The organism is Simplicispira piscis (assembly GCF_054783455.1).
In genome coordinates, this window is the sequence record NZ_BAAGQN010000019.1 from 68,200 (window position 1) to 82,536 (window position 14,337).

The 14,337-nt window shown below is 64.6% G+C and carries 13 protein-coding genes; 2 read left to right on the forward strand and 11 right to left on the reverse strand.

The window, feature by feature from the left end; genetic code table 11:
* Positions 1-10 precede the first annotated feature (10 nt).
* The 9 genes from lpoB to mnmG form a co-directional block, all read right to left on the reverse strand.
* Positions 11-619, reverse strand: a complete 609-nt coding sequence (gene lpoB, locus ACYVOC_RS15200) for a penicillin-binding protein activator LpoB (RefSeq protein ID WP_116006209.1) — start codon at positions 617-619, stop codon at positions 11-13.
* Positions 620-644: 25 nt separating this feature from the next.
* On the reverse strand, positions 645-1,040 hold the full coding sequence (locus tag ACYVOC_RS15205; RefSeq protein ID WP_116005544.1) for a YcfL family protein: 396 nt from the start codon (positions 1,038-1,040) through the stop codon (positions 645-647).
* A 39-nt stretch (positions 1,041-1,079) separates the two neighbouring features.
* The gene (locus ACYVOC_RS15210; RefSeq protein WP_233521187.1) at positions 1,080-2,591 is read right to left on the reverse strand and encodes a COG3014 family protein; all 1,512 of its coding nucleotides are present in this window, start codon (positions 2,589-2,591) and stop codon (positions 1,080-1,082) included.
* A 318-nt stretch (positions 2,592-2,909) separates the two neighbouring features.
* Entirely contained in the window at positions 2,910-3,680 is a 771-nt protein-coding gene (locus ACYVOC_RS15215) for a class I SAM-dependent methyltransferase (protein ID WP_461162342.1), read from the reverse strand.
* 227 nt (positions 3,681-3,907) lie between these two features.
* Positions 3,908-4,828: a ParB/RepB/Spo0J family partition protein gene (locus tag ACYVOC_RS15220; protein ID WP_116005542.1), complete on the reverse strand. Its 921-nt coding sequence runs from the start codon at positions 4,826-4,828 to the stop codon at positions 3,908-3,910.
* A 7-nt stretch (positions 4,829-4,835) separates the two neighbouring features.
* Positions 4,836-5,375, reverse strand: a complete 540-nt coding sequence (locus ACYVOC_RS15225; protein ID WP_461162343.1) for an RBBP9/YdeN family alpha/beta hydrolase — start codon at positions 5,373-5,375, stop codon at positions 4,836-4,838.
* Positions 5,376-5,420: 45 nt separating this feature from the next.
* Positions 5,421-6,233 (reverse strand): ParA family protein, encoded by an 813-nt coding sequence (locus ACYVOC_RS15230; RefSeq protein ID WP_116005540.1) that lies wholly within the window; start codon positions 6,231-6,233, stop codon positions 5,421-5,423.
* 123 nt (positions 6,234-6,356) lie between these two features.
* Complete coding sequence (gene rsmG, locus ACYVOC_RS15235) at positions 6,357-7,040, reverse strand: 16S rRNA (guanine(527)-N(7))-methyltransferase RsmG (protein WP_461162344.1); 684 nt, start codon at positions 7,038-7,040, stop codon at positions 6,357-6,359.
* Positions 7,037-9,016 (reverse strand): tRNA uridine-5-carboxymethylaminomethyl(34) synthesis enzyme MnmG, encoded by a 1,980-nt coding sequence (gene mnmG / locus ACYVOC_RS15240; protein ID WP_461162345.1) that lies wholly within the window; start codon positions 9,014-9,016, stop codon positions 7,037-7,039. The genes rsmG and mnmG overlap by 4 nt, the downstream gene beginning before the upstream one ends.
* Positions 9,017-9,264: 248 nt before the next feature.
* Here mnmG and ACYVOC_RS15245 point away from each other — a divergent pair, with 248 nt between their 5' ends.
* Together ACYVOC_RS15245 and ACYVOC_RS15250 are read left to right on the forward strand one after the other, a co-directional pair.
* A complete protein-coding gene (locus tag ACYVOC_RS15245; protein ID WP_461162346.1) occupies positions 9,265-9,852 on the forward strand; it encodes an NADPH-dependent FMN reductase in 588 nt (195 codons plus the stop codon).
* A gap of 68 nt (positions 9,853-9,920) precedes the next feature.
* Entirely contained in the window at positions 9,921-10,178 is a 258-nt protein-coding gene (locus ACYVOC_RS15250) for a YkgJ family cysteine cluster protein (RefSeq protein WP_461162347.1), read from the forward strand.
* On the opposite strand, the gene ACYVOC_RS15255 is transcribed toward ACYVOC_RS15250, so the two are convergent.
* Both ACYVOC_RS15255 and ACYVOC_RS15260 read right to left on the reverse strand, forming a co-directional pair.
* A complete protein-coding gene (locus ACYVOC_RS15255; protein ID WP_461162348.1) occupies positions 10,162-12,633 on the reverse strand; it encodes a YbcC family protein in 2,472 nt (823 codons plus the stop codon). The genes ACYVOC_RS15250 and ACYVOC_RS15255 overlap by 17 nt on opposite strands.
* Positions 12,630-14,276: an NADH-quinone oxidoreductase subunit L gene (locus tag ACYVOC_RS15260; protein WP_461162349.1), complete on the reverse strand. Its 1,647-nt coding sequence runs from the start codon at positions 14,274-14,276 to the stop codon at positions 12,630-12,632. The genes ACYVOC_RS15255 and ACYVOC_RS15260 overlap by 4 nt, the downstream gene beginning before the upstream one ends.
* Positions 14,277-14,337 lie beyond the last annotated feature (61 nt).

Genomic DNA, 14,337 nt, shown 5'->3' on the forward strand with positions numbered 1-14,337 from the left:
GGCTCCTGGCTCAGCGGGTGCTGGTTTTGCGGATTTCTTTTTCGTCCTGCCATTCGATGGTGCCTTCTTCCACGTCAAACAGCTTGAGCGTGAACTTGTAGTACACATCCTTGGTCGAGGCACTTTGCTTGACGATGCTGGTCAGCTCCCCTTCCATGCTGTATTTGGCGGCCGTCATGTTGCCGATTTTTGCGGTGCTGTTCTGCTTGTACAGACCGCTCTGGTTCTGGCGCTGCAGCTCGTCCACGCCCGACTGCATTTCCTTGATGGAGCGCACAAAACGCACCTTGCCTGACTTGACCAGCGCGGTCTGGATGGAGTTCATCACATTGGTCGTGTCGATGTACTCGCTGGTCTTGTTCTTCACCGTGGAGATGGTGACCGTGGGACGGCCCTGGAAGATGCCGGTCTCCAGCAGGCTGCCGGTCATCTTCTCGGCAATCATCTGCAGATCGGACGAGCCGAACTCGTTGGTCACCAGCTCCACGCCCTTGGCGTCGCCGTAGTTGACCTGGCGGTCAAAGCGGATGACGGGAGACGAGAGATTCTGGCAGCCGGCCAGCAGCAGCGTGGCTGCCGCCAGACCCCAGGCGAGGGGGCGTTGGAAAGTCTTTTTCATGGTTTTCTCCTGCAAGGCGCTGCGCTCAGCGCGTTTCTACGTTCATCTCAATCCGGAAATCGGTGGCTGCGCCGCCGGGCGCCACGCTCTTGATGGTCTGCTGGCCCAGGCCCAGCACGCCCAGTTGCTTCCACGACTCACCGTCGCCCACCTGGTTGCCCACGTTGTCCAGCCACTTGAAGCGGTAGAACACGGTGCGGTCGCTGCGGCCCATGTTGGCCAGGTCGGCCTGAACCACCAGCACGTCGTTCTTGCGCACGATGCGGATCTCGCGCACGGCGATGTTGTTGGCTTCGCCACGCAGCGCAACCTTGGAGGCCACCGCAACCGGTGTGGCCGGGTCGTGCTGCTGGGCCTGTGCGCCACCGGCCAGCGTCAGAATGGCCGTACACAAGGCGGCCAGGGTCATGCGGGGGGTCATGCGGTGTTCCTTTCGAGGAGTTGCTGTCAATTCAATGCCTTACTGGGCCGCAGGAGCGGCGACCGGGCGTGGGGTACGGGCTGGACGGCGTGCACGCACCGGCTTTTCCGGCTTTGCGGCTTCCACCACGGCAGGTTTTTGCGGTGCGGGCGCTGCGGCCTGCGCGGCCAGTTGGCCGATGCTGGCCACCTGGCCGGTCAGCACGCTGTTGTGGTAAATACGCAATGGCACCAAGGCGTACTGGCCATCGATCTGGATGGGCTGGTCGATCAGACGGCCATTGATGCTGATGCGGTGCTCACCGGGCGGCAGGTAGCCGCGGGCCACGTACACGCGGCCGGGCAGCATGCGCCACATGCGGTCGTCCGCCTGTTCGGTCGCCACGGAGGCGGCAGCGCCGATGAGGCCACCGATCAGGCCGCCGCGTTTTTGCAGTTCGTTCTGCAGCACGCCTTTGGCAATGGCGCGGGTGACGCCACGAAACACCATACCCGGCATTTCGTCCTTCAGGGCGCGGCGTGCCATGACGTTCACGTCCACGACTTTTTCCAGCTTGAAGTCGTAACCGGCCACCGAGAGCTGGCTCAGCAAGGGGTCATTCGAGGGCTCGATCACCGGGTAGGACAGGCTGGCAGTTACCAGACCACTGCCCGTGGGCACAGGCAGCGTAAAGGCCTTGGGTTTGCGCGCCGGGGCATCGCCCGCTTCAACCAGGAAGAGCACGTCGGTCATGCGCTGGCGGCGCTTCCAAGTGAAGCTGGTGCGGCTGTCCAGGCCGCGCAGGCCTTCTTCGAGCACGCCGGTTTCGGGCTTGAGTTCAATCGCCTTGCGGTAGCCGGGTGCGGCCAGGCCCGATTCGCCCAGCACTTCGTACAGGAAGCCCGCCAGGTAGTGCGACAGGGCGTTGGAGTAGCCATTCTTGAGCGCCAGCACCTCGGGGTCGTTCAGCGTCTCGACGGGATAGCCGTTGATCTCCTTGCTGCCGGAAGCGGCTCCCTTGGACTTGGCTTCTTCTTCGGCTGCCAGGGTTTCCTTGGCACGGAACTCGGCAATGATGGCTTCGCGCTCGTGGGTGCGCTTGATGTCCACGCGGGCGTTTTCAAAATCGCCCACCGCCAGGCGGTTGAGCGCCAGGCGCGTGGTCAGCCAGACTTTTTCATAATCCTGGCCTTCATACGCCTTCAGGCGCTCGCTGATCAGCGCAGCGCCCACGGTGCCCATGAGCTTGCTGGGATTGGTCTGGGCGGTTTCTTCCCACTCTTTGACCTTGGTATCGGCCAGCATGAAGGCGCCCGTGCTGTCTTCGTAGCGGCGGTCCATGCGCAGCAGCTCGCCGCGTTCCATGTTGTAAAGCAGCGCCGCCTTCTCGTCGGCCGTAGTGGCCGAGGCCTCCAGCCGCGCCAGCGCGGCGGGGATGCCATTGGTCTGGCCTGCGGTTTGCATCTCGGAAGCCAACTTGTCGTGGCTTTGCATGTTGGCGCAGCCGGTCAGGGCGATGCCCAGAACGAGTGCGCCCCACAGTCGGGCGTGCGGCAATGGCCAGAATTTCATGGATGTCCTTGCAGTGAATTGAATGGGTCGACCAGGAAAGGCCCGGCCACCCCACCACCACTGCGGTCAGGCCGCAGCGCCGAGGATGCACAGGCAAGGGCGGCCGCATCGACGCTCGCGCCCCCTCTGGCGCGCCTTGACTGCGCAAACGGCATAGCCCCCGGCTGCTGGTATCTGGTTCTTGGTGTTTCAGCAGCCAGCAGGGAATGTAGCAAATGCAACCCTTTATTTCTGCCTGTATCCAGACCATTTTGTGTAAGAAGCTGTCTGCAGCTTCTCCAAAAGCAGGCGCCACGACCAGGACAAAAACGCACTTGATCAGCCATGCGCCACCTCCGCCGTTCTTCGCGTACTCGCGCACAAAGGCATGCGGTAAATCCAGACCACCCGGCTGCCCGGCAAGCGCAGCTGCGCTTGCGGCAGTACGCCGGGTACAGCAAATTCCAGGCTTACCAGCCAGGTGCCTGGCGCCATTTCGGCCTGTGCCTTGGCGGCGGCACGGGCCATGCTTTCCGGGCGCTGGAAAAGATACACCAGTTGGTAGGCACTCCAGTCGGTACGCCACATGTCGCCCCGGCGCACCTGGGCCCAGGGGCAACGCAAGGCGCACAGAAAGCGCAGCGGCCAGCTCCACTCCACTCCTTCCAGCCGGGCTTGGGGGTAGGCGCTGCGCAAAGCACGCAGTCCATCGCCCAGGCCGCAACCAGCATCGAGCACGCGCGCGCCCGGTGCCAGCGGCACCTGGGCGGCCAGACTTTGCAAGGCGTTGGGTGGCGTGGGAAACAGGGGCGCATCGCGCCAGGTATTGAGCGGATAAACCAACGCCAACAATACGAGCGGCACCAGCCAAGCCCAGGCGGGCACCGCCGCGCCGCCCGCCAGGGCCAGTGCCAGCGGAAACCCGGCGGCGATCAACCCGCGCCGCCACCAGTTGCTGCCCAGCACGCTCGCTGCTGTAGCCAGAGTGCAGGCCAGCAACAAAGCCAGTACAGGCGTCGTAATACGCTGCAGCCCCAGAAACAGCAACCAGGCACTGCCCCAGGCCAGCAGCGCGGGCAAAGGCCAGGGAGGACGCCACAGCCAGGCCATGGATTCAACGCCCAGCGATGGTGTGCTGGCACAGTGCCAGCAACAAACAAGAGAAGGGGCGGTAAAAAGGGGTCATGCCGGCTCCGATACAAGCAACCCGGGCAGCGAGCGCTGCATGCGCCGCCTCTCCCGTGTCCACGTGCCAGTGTAGGCCGACCACGGTGCTTTTCATACCACGCGCACGCCCGCAGCGCAGCGTGGCGTGCGCTATGTCACACCACGGGAATTCAATGACCGCGCAGCCTGTCGATCAGGCCGTTGAGAGCCTCGAGCGAACCGAACTGGATCGCCAGCTCACCCATGTCTTCCATGCGCCCTGCCCGCTTCACGCGCTTTTTCACGCGCACTTCCACGTCGGCCATGAGCAGGTCAGACAACTCTTCTTCCACACGCTTGAGGTCGCGGGATTTTTCCTTTTTGGGCTTTTGCGGCACCAGGCTGAAATCGGCGCCAATGCGCTTGACCAGGGCCTCGGCCTCGCGCACCGAGAGCTTCTTGGCCGCGATCTGGCTGCCCGCCGTGATCTGCGCCGCACGGTCGAGCGACAGCAGCGCACGCGCATGGCCCATGTCGATGTCGCCGGCCATCAGCATGGTCTGCACCGGTTCGGCCAGGTTGAGCAGGCGCAGCAGATTGCTGGCTGCGCTGCGCGAGCGGCCCACGGCCTGGGCCGCCAGCTCATGTGTCAGGCCAAACTCTTTCACCAGTCGCTGCAGGCCCTGGGCTTCTTCGAGCGGATTGAGGTCTTCGCGCTGGATGTTCTCGATGAGCGCCATGGCGGCGGCGGCCTCGTTGGGCACGTCGCGCACCAGCACGGGCACGCTGGCCAGCCCCGCCAGCCGCGCCGCACGGAAACGCCGCTCGCCCGCGATGATTTCATACTTGCCCGCGCTCTCGCCCTCGGCCAGGCGGCGCACCAGAATCGGCTGCATGATGCCCTGGGCCTTGATGGATTCGGCCAGCTCGTACAGAGCGCCCTCGTCCATGCGTGTGCGCGGCTGGTACATGCCAGGCACCATATCGTCCAAGCGCAGGCTGCTGGGCAGGCCTGCATCGGCGGCCTGCGCCTGCTCCACCGCTTCGGCCACCTTGGGGCCTAGCAATGCTTCGAGTCCACGGCCGAGGCCTTTGGGTTTTTTGGTCACCATGGTGGATTCAGTCTTTCAACAAGGAGTGCAACAGTGTCTGGCCTTCAGGCCAGACACCGAGGTTCGATTCGGCATTAATGTGGCCGCGCGCCCCCAGATCGATGAAGCGCGCACCCCAACCATTGGCAAGCGCCTGCGCCCGCTCGAAGCGGCAATAGGGATCATTGCGGCTCCCCACCAGCACGCACGGGAAAGGCAGGCGCTGGCGTGCAATGGGCGCCCAGCCGGGCAGGTACCCGGCCACGTCGGGCTGCTCGACATCGCCCGGCGCCACCAGCAAGGCGCCACGGACCTTGGCGGTGTGCTGCGAGTGTGCCGCCCACCACGCGGTCAGAATGCAGCCCAGGCTATGTGCCACCAACACCACGGGGCCGTCGGCATCGACCACCACCTCGTCCAGCCGCGCTGTCCAGTCACCACGCAGCGGGCGCATCCAGTCGTGCTGCTCGACGCGCTGGTAGCCATGTAACGTTTCCCAGTGGCTTTGCCAATGCCCCGGCCCGGAATTCTGCCACCCGGGCAGCAGCAGGATGTTGGAAGATGCCATGTACGATTGTGTACTATTGTTTTGATAGCTACTCACGCTTGACCATCAAGCGCCAGAAGCCAATTTCGCTTCAATTTTTGCGGGAGCGGGCATGCGCTGAACGCGGTCGACCATTTCCTGGGCGAATTCCACGAAGGCCTGGCTGCCCTTGGCCGCAGGGTCGAACACGACACCAGGCAAGCCGTAGCTGGGTGCCTCGGCCAGGCGCACGTTGCGCGGGATCACCGTGTGGAACACCTTGTCGCCAAAATGGTCCTTGAGCTGTTCGCTCACCTGCTGCTGCAGCGTGATGCGCGGGTCGAACATGACGCGCAGCAGGCCAATGATCTGCAGATCGGCATTGAGGTTGGCATGCACCTGCTTGATGGTGTTGACGAGATCGGTCAGGCCTTCGAGCGCAAAATATTCGCACTGCATGGGAACGACCACGCCATGCGCCGAACACAGACCATTGAGCGTGAGCATCGAGAGTGACGGCGGACAGTCGATAAGCACGAAATCGTAGTCACCATCGACCTGGGCCAGCGCGGTCTTGAGTCGCTTTTCGCGGCGCTCCAGTTCCACCAGTTCCACCTCGGCACCGGCCAACTCACGATTGGCGCCCAGCACCCAGTAACCGCATTTTTCTGCCAACACAGCCGCCTCTTGCACTGAGGAAGATTCGAGCAGCACGTCGTACACCGTGAGCTCCAGGCTGCGTTTGTCCACGCCCGATCCCATGGTGGCATTGCCCTGGGGGTCCAGATCGACCATCAGCACGCGCTGGCCAATCTTGGCCAGCCCCGCCGCCAAATTGACGGTGGTAGTGGTTTTGCCGACACCACCCTTCTGATTTGCAACGCAAAAAATCTTGGCCATAGGATGCTTTACTTGGAAAAGGCCAGCGTGATGCCAAAGCCGATGAAGAACACGCCTGCGAATTTTTCCCGCACGCGGACAATGACGGGGTTGGCACACACGGGCACCACCAATCACCCGAGTTTACGCGACCGCCCCACCCCGCCCATCTTGCGCTGCCGGGCGCATCCAGACAATGCAGCGCTCGGCGCCCAAGCCCGGCACTGCGAGTTGTTCCACGTGAAACACCTGCACATCAGCGGGCAACGCCGCCAGTTCGTCCTCCGGGTGCTTGCCCTTCATCGCCAGCCACACGCCGTGCGGTGCCAGCGCCTCGCGGGACCAATGGGTGAAATCTGCCAATGCCGCAAAGGCCCGGCAACTCACCACATCAAAAGGTGTGGCAAGCGACTCCACCCGGGCATGCACACCGTGCAGGTTGGACAGGCGCAACTGCACCGCCACTTGCTGGATGAAGGCAGCCTTCTTGCCCACCGTATCCACACAACTCACATCCACCCCAGGGCAGCAGATCGCAAAAACGACACCGGGCAAGCCGCCGCCAGAGCCCACATCCAGCAGGCGCACCGGCACTGCCAGGCCCGCCTGCGCCACATGCCGCTGCAACGGCAGCACAGCGGCCAGGCTATCGAGCAGGTGGTGCGTCAACATCTCCTCAGGGTCGCGCACGGCGGTCAGGTTGTAAACCTTGTTCCACTTTTGCAGTAAGGTCCAAAAATCCATCAGGTGTGCAATTTGCGCAGCGTCCAACCTCAGCCCCAGGGACTGGACGCCCGCCTCCAGGCGCGCCTGCAATGCCGCACTCATGCCGCAACCTCGCCATCGACCGGACCAGAGCGCGTCAGAGCAAAATCTTTAAAGCCACCCTTCTTCAGATGCACCATCAACAAGGAGATGGCCGCTGGCGTAATGCCCGTAATGCGCGAAGCCATGCCCAGGGTTTCAGGCCGGTGACGGCTGAGCACCTGGCGCGCCTCGATGCTCAGGGCCGTCACCTGCATATAGTCCAGATCGAGCGGGAGGCGCAGTTTTTCAAAGTGCGTTGCACGCTCCACCTCCCCCTTCTGCCGGTCGATATAGCCCGCATACTTTGCAGCGATCTCCACCTGCTCCACTACAGCCTCGCTGAGTACACCCAGTGTTTCACGTGAAACATCGGGCGAAACATACTTGCCGTCATCCAGCGACATCAGATTGGCGTAGTCCACATCGGGCCTGCGCAGCAACTCGAACAGGTTGTACTCATGCTCGATGCTTTTGCCCAGCACCCGCTCAGACTCTGCCGCAGGCAAGTTGCGCGGATTCACCCAGGTTGCTTTGAGGCGCTCCGTTTCACGTGAAACAGCATCGCGCTTTCGGCTAAAAACATCCCAGCGCGCATCGTCCACCAGCCCCATACGCCGCCCTGCTTCGGTGAGGCGCATGTCGGCGTTGTCTTCACGCAGTTGCAGGCGGAACTCTGCCCGACTGGTAAACATGCGGTAGGGCTCGGTCACGCCCTTGGTAATGAGGTCGTCCACCAACACGCCCAGATAGGCCTCATCACGCCCCGGCAGCCAGGCCGCCTCGCCCCGGCATTGCAGTGCAGCATTGGCACCGGCAAACAAACCCTGGGCCGCAGCCTCTTCATAGCCTGTGGTTCCATTGATCTGCCCGGCAAAGAACAACCCCTGGATCTGGCGCGTCTCAAAACTGCTCTTGAGTGCGCGCGGGTCGAAATAATCGTATTCGATGGCATAACCGGGCCGCAGGATGTGCGCATTCTCCAGCCCTTGCATGCTGCGCACCAAGGCGTACTGGATATCGAAGGGCAGGCTGGTGCTGATACCGTTGGGGTAGAACTCGTGCGTCGTCAGACCTTCGGGCTCCAGGAAAATCTGGTGGCTCTCCTTGTCGGCAAAACGGTTGATCTTGTCTTCCACGCTCGGGCAGTAGCGCGGTCCCACGCCTTCGATCTTGCCGGTAAACATGGGGCTGCGGTCAAAGCCGCTGCGGATGATGTCGTGCGTGCGCGCATTGGTGTGCGTAATCCAGCACGGCACCTGCCGGGGGTGCATGGCTGCATTCCCCATGAAGCTGAACACGGGCACATGCCCTTCGTTGATGCCGCCGGGCATACCGTCACCGGGCTGCTCCTCGCATTTCGAAAAATCGATGCTGCGCCCATCGATGCGCGGCGGCGTGCCGGTTTTCAGGCGCGCCTGCGGCAACTGCAGCTCTTTGAGGCGGCTCGAAAGACTCACTGCAGGGGGGTCGCCCGCGCGGCCTGCGGCATAGTTGTTCAGGCCTACGTGGATCTTGCCGTCCAAAAAAGTGCCTGCCGTGAGCACCACCGTGCGGCTGCGAAACTGGATACCCACCTGCGTGACGGCGCCCACCACCCGGTCACCCTCCACCATCAGATCGTCCACCGCCTGTTGGAACAACCACAGGTTCGGCTGGTTCTCCAGCATGCGCCGGATGGCAGCCTTGTACAGAATGCGATCGGCCTGTGCCCGCGTGGCGCGCACTGCAGGGCCTTTGCTGCTGTTCAAAATCCGAAACTGGATCCCCGCCTCATCCGTGGCCAGCGCCATGGCACCACCCAGCGCGTCCACTTCCTTCACGAGATGGCCCTTGCCGATACCCCCGATGGACGGATTGCAACTCATCTGCCCCAGTGTCTCGATGTTGTGCGTGAGCAGTAGCGTGCGGCAGCCCATGCGCGCGGCCGCCAGCGCCGCTTCGGTGCCTGCATGGCCTCCGCCGACAACGATGACATCAAATTCCTGGGGGTACAACATGCAAGGCTCCGGGGCCCACGGGCCCGATAGTCAACAAACAACCGCCTGAGAACTTCTCGAAGGCGGATACCGCGCCCACACAGGGGCAGACGCAGGGGCGTAATTTTCCCACCTTTGCGCATGCACTGTGGTGCCGATGTTTTTGCGTGGAGATGGCGCCGCAGTGTTCCACGTGAAACACACCCCCGACCGAGGGGCTTGTACCGGCTGCAGTTTTCCTGCGGCAGGCCTGTGATCCAATGCCAGACATGAAACTTCTCGTCTTCGCGGGCAGCACCCGCCAGCAATCCTTCAACCGCCGCCTGGCCCAGGTAGCAGCCGACGCGGCCCGCGATGCAGGCGCCGACACCACCCTGCTGGAGCTGTCGGACTTTGACATCCCGATGTACAACGCAGACCTGGAGGCACGTGGCACACCGCCCGATGTGCTGCGCCTCAAACAACTACTGTGGGAGCACCCGGCCTGGGTTATCTGCTCGCCGGAATACAACGGCAGCTACACCGCGCTGCTCAAGAACACCATCGACTGGGCGTCGAGTCCCGTCAAGGGCGACCCCGCTTGGCAGGATGGCGTCAAACCTTTTCGCGGCAAAGTCGTGGGCATGCTCAGTGCGTCCAACGGCGCCCTGGGTGGTCTGCGTTCGCAAAGCCATCTGGCGCCGCTGCTCATCAACCTGGAATGCTGGCTGGCCCCGCGCGCCTTTGCCCTGGGCCAGGCCGCCAGCGCCTTCGATGAGCACGGCGCATTGGTGCAGGAGGCACACCGCCAGCGCGTGCACGGCGTCGTGGAGCAGGTGCTGTGGGCCGCAGACCGTCTGCACGCGAGTCACGCTTGAAACTTCAAGCAGAAACAGCCACTAGCGCTTACTGGGCAAGCGCGGGTAGCTATTGAAACGATAGTCGCATGGATTGTCGCCCCGGCTGCGGCGCCTGCTGCACCGCACCCTCCATCAGCTCGCCGATTCCCGGCATGCCACGGGGCAAGCCCGCCGGGGTGCGCTGCGTGCAGCTCGGCGACGACGCACGCTGCCTGATCTTTGGCCAACCCACCCGACCTGCGGTGTGTGCTGGACTCATGCCGTCGGTGGAGATGTGCGGCGCCCACCAGGCACACGCCCTGCACTATCTGGCGCAATTGGAAGCGCTCACCCAGCCGGACTAGCCCGCGGGGTCACCTCCAGCCACCGCCCCTGCCAGCACTGCGCCATGCGCGGGCCCTGGGGCTCCAGCCAGAACAGGTGCATCCAGCCGTTGCCCACCAGATCGCGCACCACGGCGTGCTGCGCCATCACCGCGTCGATGGCCTCGCGCGGCGCTTCGATGAAGACGCTCAGGCGCAGCGGGGTGTGGCGCAGCACCTGCCCGTCGTGCAGCGACTGCATCGGCAGGCCAATGCGCAGGTCACCGCCATTGCCCTCAAACACGCCGAGCCGCCCGCCTACCACGTTGTGCAGCAGCTTGTTGCCGCTGCCGTAGCGGCGGTTGTCCACGGTCGAGGCGTGGTACTGCAGGTTGATCCAGTTCGTCACCACCATGGGCGCCGTCATGATGAGCGTGAGCACCGCGTTGTCTGGGTCCAGGCGGTGGTCGTAGTCGTGCAAGAACGCGCGGCCGCCCAAGTTCAGATGTTGGCTGCGCGCACGCGGCGCGACGATAAAGGCCGCGTTGTTGACCAGACCCCACTCAGGCCGCACCTGCGCCCAATCATTGGCGCGCTCGCGCAGCGATTGCAGCAAGGCCTGCGGGTTGCCTTCGAGGCTTGTCAGCCCCAGGCTGGCGGCCCGCTCTGCCCGCGCGCGCTGTCCCGCGGCATGCAGAGAGGCCCGCAGGCGCTCTAGCCGGGCGGTATGGCTGGGCGGCACCGCATCGGCATCCAACAGCACCAATTCATCGGTGGTGGTGTTGTGCAGGCCCGGCACAAAGTGCGTGCTGGAAGGGATGGTGATACCGAGCGGTGCCAGGTGCTCGCGCACCGCAGGAGTGTTGAGCAGGTCGGCCAGCGCCCGGGCGTTGACCTCGCCGGTTTGGCCGCCACAAGCACCGCAGTCCAGCCCGGCTGCGTGGGGATTGTTGGCGCTCTGGCTGCCGTGGCCGGCCACCAGCACCAGCGGGGCAAAATCGCGCACCAGGCCCATGGCAGTCAGCACGCGGTGGGCGATGGCAGCGCCCTCTTCGGGCGCGCTCAAGGCCTGGGGCATCTGGGGGCGCAGTTTGGCGGCCTCTGCGGGGGGCAGGCCCGCATCTTCCCAGCGCGCAGGCGTTGCGCCCGACGGCAGGCTTTGCCGGGCCAGCTGGGCACCGTACAGCAGCCCCAGCGATTCCACAAAGCTAAAACCCGACGCTGGTGCAGCGCGGAACTGGTCCCACCGTGCACGCCATTGCAGCGCACGGCGCCGCTGGCCCGCCAGCACCTGCGCCAGGTGGGCATCGCCCGCGCTTTCAGTCACACACAGCGCGGGCGACAGCAGACCCGGCAGCTGCGGGCGGGTCAGCGCACTGCCCACTGGCGCATAGGCGATGGGCAAGCCAAAGAACCCGGCAAAGCCACGGGTTTGCACACTCGCATCCACGCCTTCGAGCGCCCGGCGAAAGACTTCCGAGCGCACGTCGATGCAAAAAAGTGCCTGCACTTGGGGTGCTTTGGCGGGGGCCGCCGCAGCCTTCGACAACCCCGCCAGCAAGGGCTGCTGGTAGGCCGTCTCCAGCGCGTCCTGCAGCAGCCAGTCCAGCGCCTGGGCGCCCTCGCATTGCCGGGCCAGGGCATCGGCGGCACTCCACTGCGCGGCCCAGCCTGCGGGCACCGTACCCGTCGGCGCATCGTCGTGCAGCAACCATTCCCAGGTCAGGCGAATCGCCAAAAGCTGCTCCAGCTGGTCGTCGTCTTTGCCTGCCAACCGCGCCTGCCAGCGCTCATATGCGCACCAGGCGCCCCAGCCGCCGATCGCCATGAGCACTGCGCTCAGGTAAGCGGCCTGGCCGCGCGCATCCATGCCCAGCCCGGCCAGCGCCTGCGCAATCACCGCCCGCGCATCGCCGGGCAAAGCCGCCAGCCGCTGGGCCAGCGCCGCATGGCCGTGGTGCCACGGCAGGCCATGGTCGACTGCCAACTGCTGGCGCCAGGTGCCCCACAAGCCCGCCGACTGCGGCATGCCCCAGCTGGCCTGCTGCGTGTCAAAAAATGCCGCGCAGTGCTGGCTGACCTGGTGCGTGACCATCTCAGCCCACGACACCCCAGGGCGTGGGGGCACACCGGCATCGCGCAGATCCGTGATGAGGGGCAGCCGGTGCAAAGAGGGAGCAGTGGGCGCTTCCAGCGCAGCCACCAGGGCATTGACCTCCTGCTCCACACGGCCTGCAGCGGCGGTGTCGCCTGCGGCACGCTCTGCTGCTGCTTGCAGGTGCTGGCGCTGCAAATGCCCCGCTTGCCACTGCGCGGCGAACCAGTTGCGCGGCATGGTCAGGCGCGTGCCGCCCAAGGCCTCCAATGCCGCCGCCGCCTGTGGCATGGGCTTATCGACCCAGCCCCAGTAAGGGTTGACGGCAATGAACTGGTCCAGCGGCCAAGTGGGCGCAATGCAGGCGCAGGCCCGATCGATGTCCTGGGCAAGTGCGGTCATGGTGTCACTCCAGAGGCGGCGGGATGCAGGTGTGCGGGCGGGGCAGCCACCACGGACAGCATGGGCAAAGCGGTGGCCTGCTGCGCAGGTGCAGGCGGTGCCCACAGCGCAAAGGCCAGGCTGTTGAACTTTTCATCCAAAAACAGCCCGCCGTAGAACCACGGGTACAGACGCTGCGCCAGCACCCCCCCTGGGGCCAGGGTGACGACCGACTGCAACACGAACAGGACGACAAAAGCCAGCGCAGCGCCCACCCAGAGTGCGGTCACCGGCTGCGGCGCTGGCATACCCAGCCAACCGCCCAGCAGCACATGCAGTCCGAAATACGTCAGCGCCACACACAGCGCAGCACCCGCCAACGCGATCCACGAGGCGCTTTGTGCTTGCGCCCGCACCAGGGGCGTAAGCGCCAGCGACACCACACCCGCCAGCACCCACATCGCAGGCGATGCCACCAAACCCGGCATCCACAGGCTCCACAGAGCACCGGCGACAAGCACCATGGCCATGCCGGTGACAGCACCCACCAGCGTCGCGCCCAGCCCGCAGGCTGGCGCCTGCGGCGTCAGTTGCACCAGTTGCGCACGCCGCACGGCACCGCCTGCGCCCAAAAAGGCATGTGCCTTGTAGAGCGAGTGCGCCAGCAGGTGCAGCAGCGCCATGTCCCAGGCCCCCAGGCCGCACTGCATCAGCATGAAACCCATCTGCGCACAGGTGGACCAGGCCAGCATCACCTTGATGCTGATGCGCGTCGTCATCACCAGCGCCGCCAGTACGGCCGTGGCCGCACCAGCCACCACCAGCAGGGTTTGCGCAGCAGACACCTCAGACACCAGCGGGGCAAAACGCAGCAACACAAAGCCGCCCAGGTTCACGATGCCCGCATGCAGCAGGGCCGACACCGGCGTGGGTGCCTCCATTACCTGGATGAGCCAGCCATGGAACGGCAGTTGCGCACATTTGAGCACCGCCGTACATGCCAGCAGCACCACGGCCAACTGCACCGATCCCGGCAGGGGCGCTCCCGCAGCCTGCGCCACCATGGCGTGGATATGCGGCGTGCCGTAAGCCATCCACAGCAGCGCCACGGCACCCAGCATGCACACATCGGCCAGTCGGGCTACGATGAATTTCTTGTGCGCGGCCACCACTGCGGCGGGCCGGTCACCAAAGAAGGTCAACAAATGGTGCAGCGTGAGGCTGGTGGCCGTCCATGCCAAAGCCAGCACCAGCAGGTGGTCCGTGGCCAACACCACCAGCACGGTGGCCAGCGTGGCCAGGAGCCAGCGCACGTAATGCACTTCGCGCCGCTCGCCTTGCAGATAGGTTTGCGAGTAACGCACGATAACCCAGCCCACAAAGGCCACCAGCAGCATGGCAAGTGCCCCGACCACATCGGCGCGGACCCCGTAGCCCACGCCTGCCGAGCCCAGCGCCACCGCCAGCAGGCCTAAACCCGCAGCCACCAGAGCAGCCAGGCTGGCCACACCTGCGATGCGCCAGGCCACCACCGGGCTTGTGTCTTTGCGGGCCACGCCAGCCACCAGCGCTGCCGCCAGCCCGGCCCACAGCGCCGGGGCCCCCACCAGCGCGGCGTGCCACAAGGGCAAGTCCGCACTGCTCACCGAAAAAAATCCAGCCATCACAGTGTCCTTTCTCACGAATACTGTGACTTTGCCGATCTGGAATCATTCTGTAAAATGC

What these genes read in the sequence shown, in the direction of transcription:
- lpoB (WP_116006209.1), bottom strand. Translation starts at nt 619, where the DNA reads ATGAAAAAGACTTTCCAACGCCCCCTCGCCTGGGGTCTGGCGGCAGCC.
- ACYVOC_RS15205 (WP_116005544.1), bottom strand. Translation starts at nt 1,040, where the DNA reads ATGACCCCCCGCATGACCCTGGCCGCCTTGTGTACGGCCATTCTGACG.
- ACYVOC_RS15210 (WP_233521187.1), bottom strand. Translation starts at nt 2,591, where the DNA reads ATGAAATTCTGGCCATTGCCGCACGCCCGACTGTGGGGCGCACTCGTT.
- ACYVOC_RS15215 (WP_461162342.1), bottom strand. Translation starts at nt 3,680, where the DNA reads ATGGCCTGGCTGTGGCGTCCTCCCTGGCCTTTGCCCGCGCTGCTGGCC.
- ACYVOC_RS15220 (WP_116005542.1), bottom strand. Translation starts at nt 4,828, where the DNA reads ATGGTGACCAAAAAACCCAAAGGCCTCGGCCGTGGACTCGAAGCATTG.
- ACYVOC_RS15225 (WP_461162343.1), bottom strand. Translation starts at nt 5,375, where the DNA reads ATGGCATCTTCCAACATCCTGCTGCTGCCCGGGTGGCAGAATTCCGGG.
- ACYVOC_RS15230 (WP_116005540.1), bottom strand. Translation starts at nt 6,233, where the DNA reads ATGGCCAAGATTTTTTGCGTTGCAAATCAGAAGGGTGGTGTCGGCAAA.
- rsmG (WP_461162344.1), bottom strand. Translation starts at nt 7,040, where the DNA reads ATGAGTGCGGCATTGCAGGCGCGCCTGGAGGCGGGCGTCCAGTCCCTG.
- mnmG (WP_461162345.1), bottom strand. Translation starts at nt 9,016, where the DNA reads ATGTTGTACCCCCAGGAATTTGATGTCATCGTTGTCGGCGGAGGCCAT.
- ACYVOC_RS15245 (WP_461162346.1), top strand. Translation starts at nt 9,265, where the DNA reads ATGAAACTTCTCGTCTTCGCGGGCAGCACCCGCCAGCAATCCTTCAAC.
- ACYVOC_RS15250 (WP_461162347.1), top strand. Translation starts at nt 9,921, where the DNA reads ATGGATTGTCGCCCCGGCTGCGGCGCCTGCTGCACCGCACCCTCCATC.
- ACYVOC_RS15255 (WP_461162348.1), bottom strand. Translation starts at nt 12,633, where the DNA reads ATGACCGCACTTGCCCAGGACATCGATCGGGCCTGCGCCTGCATTGCG.
- ACYVOC_RS15260 (WP_461162349.1), bottom strand. Translation starts at nt 14,276, where the DNA reads ATGGCTGGATTTTTTTCGGTGAGCAGTGCGGACTTGCCCTTGTGGCAC.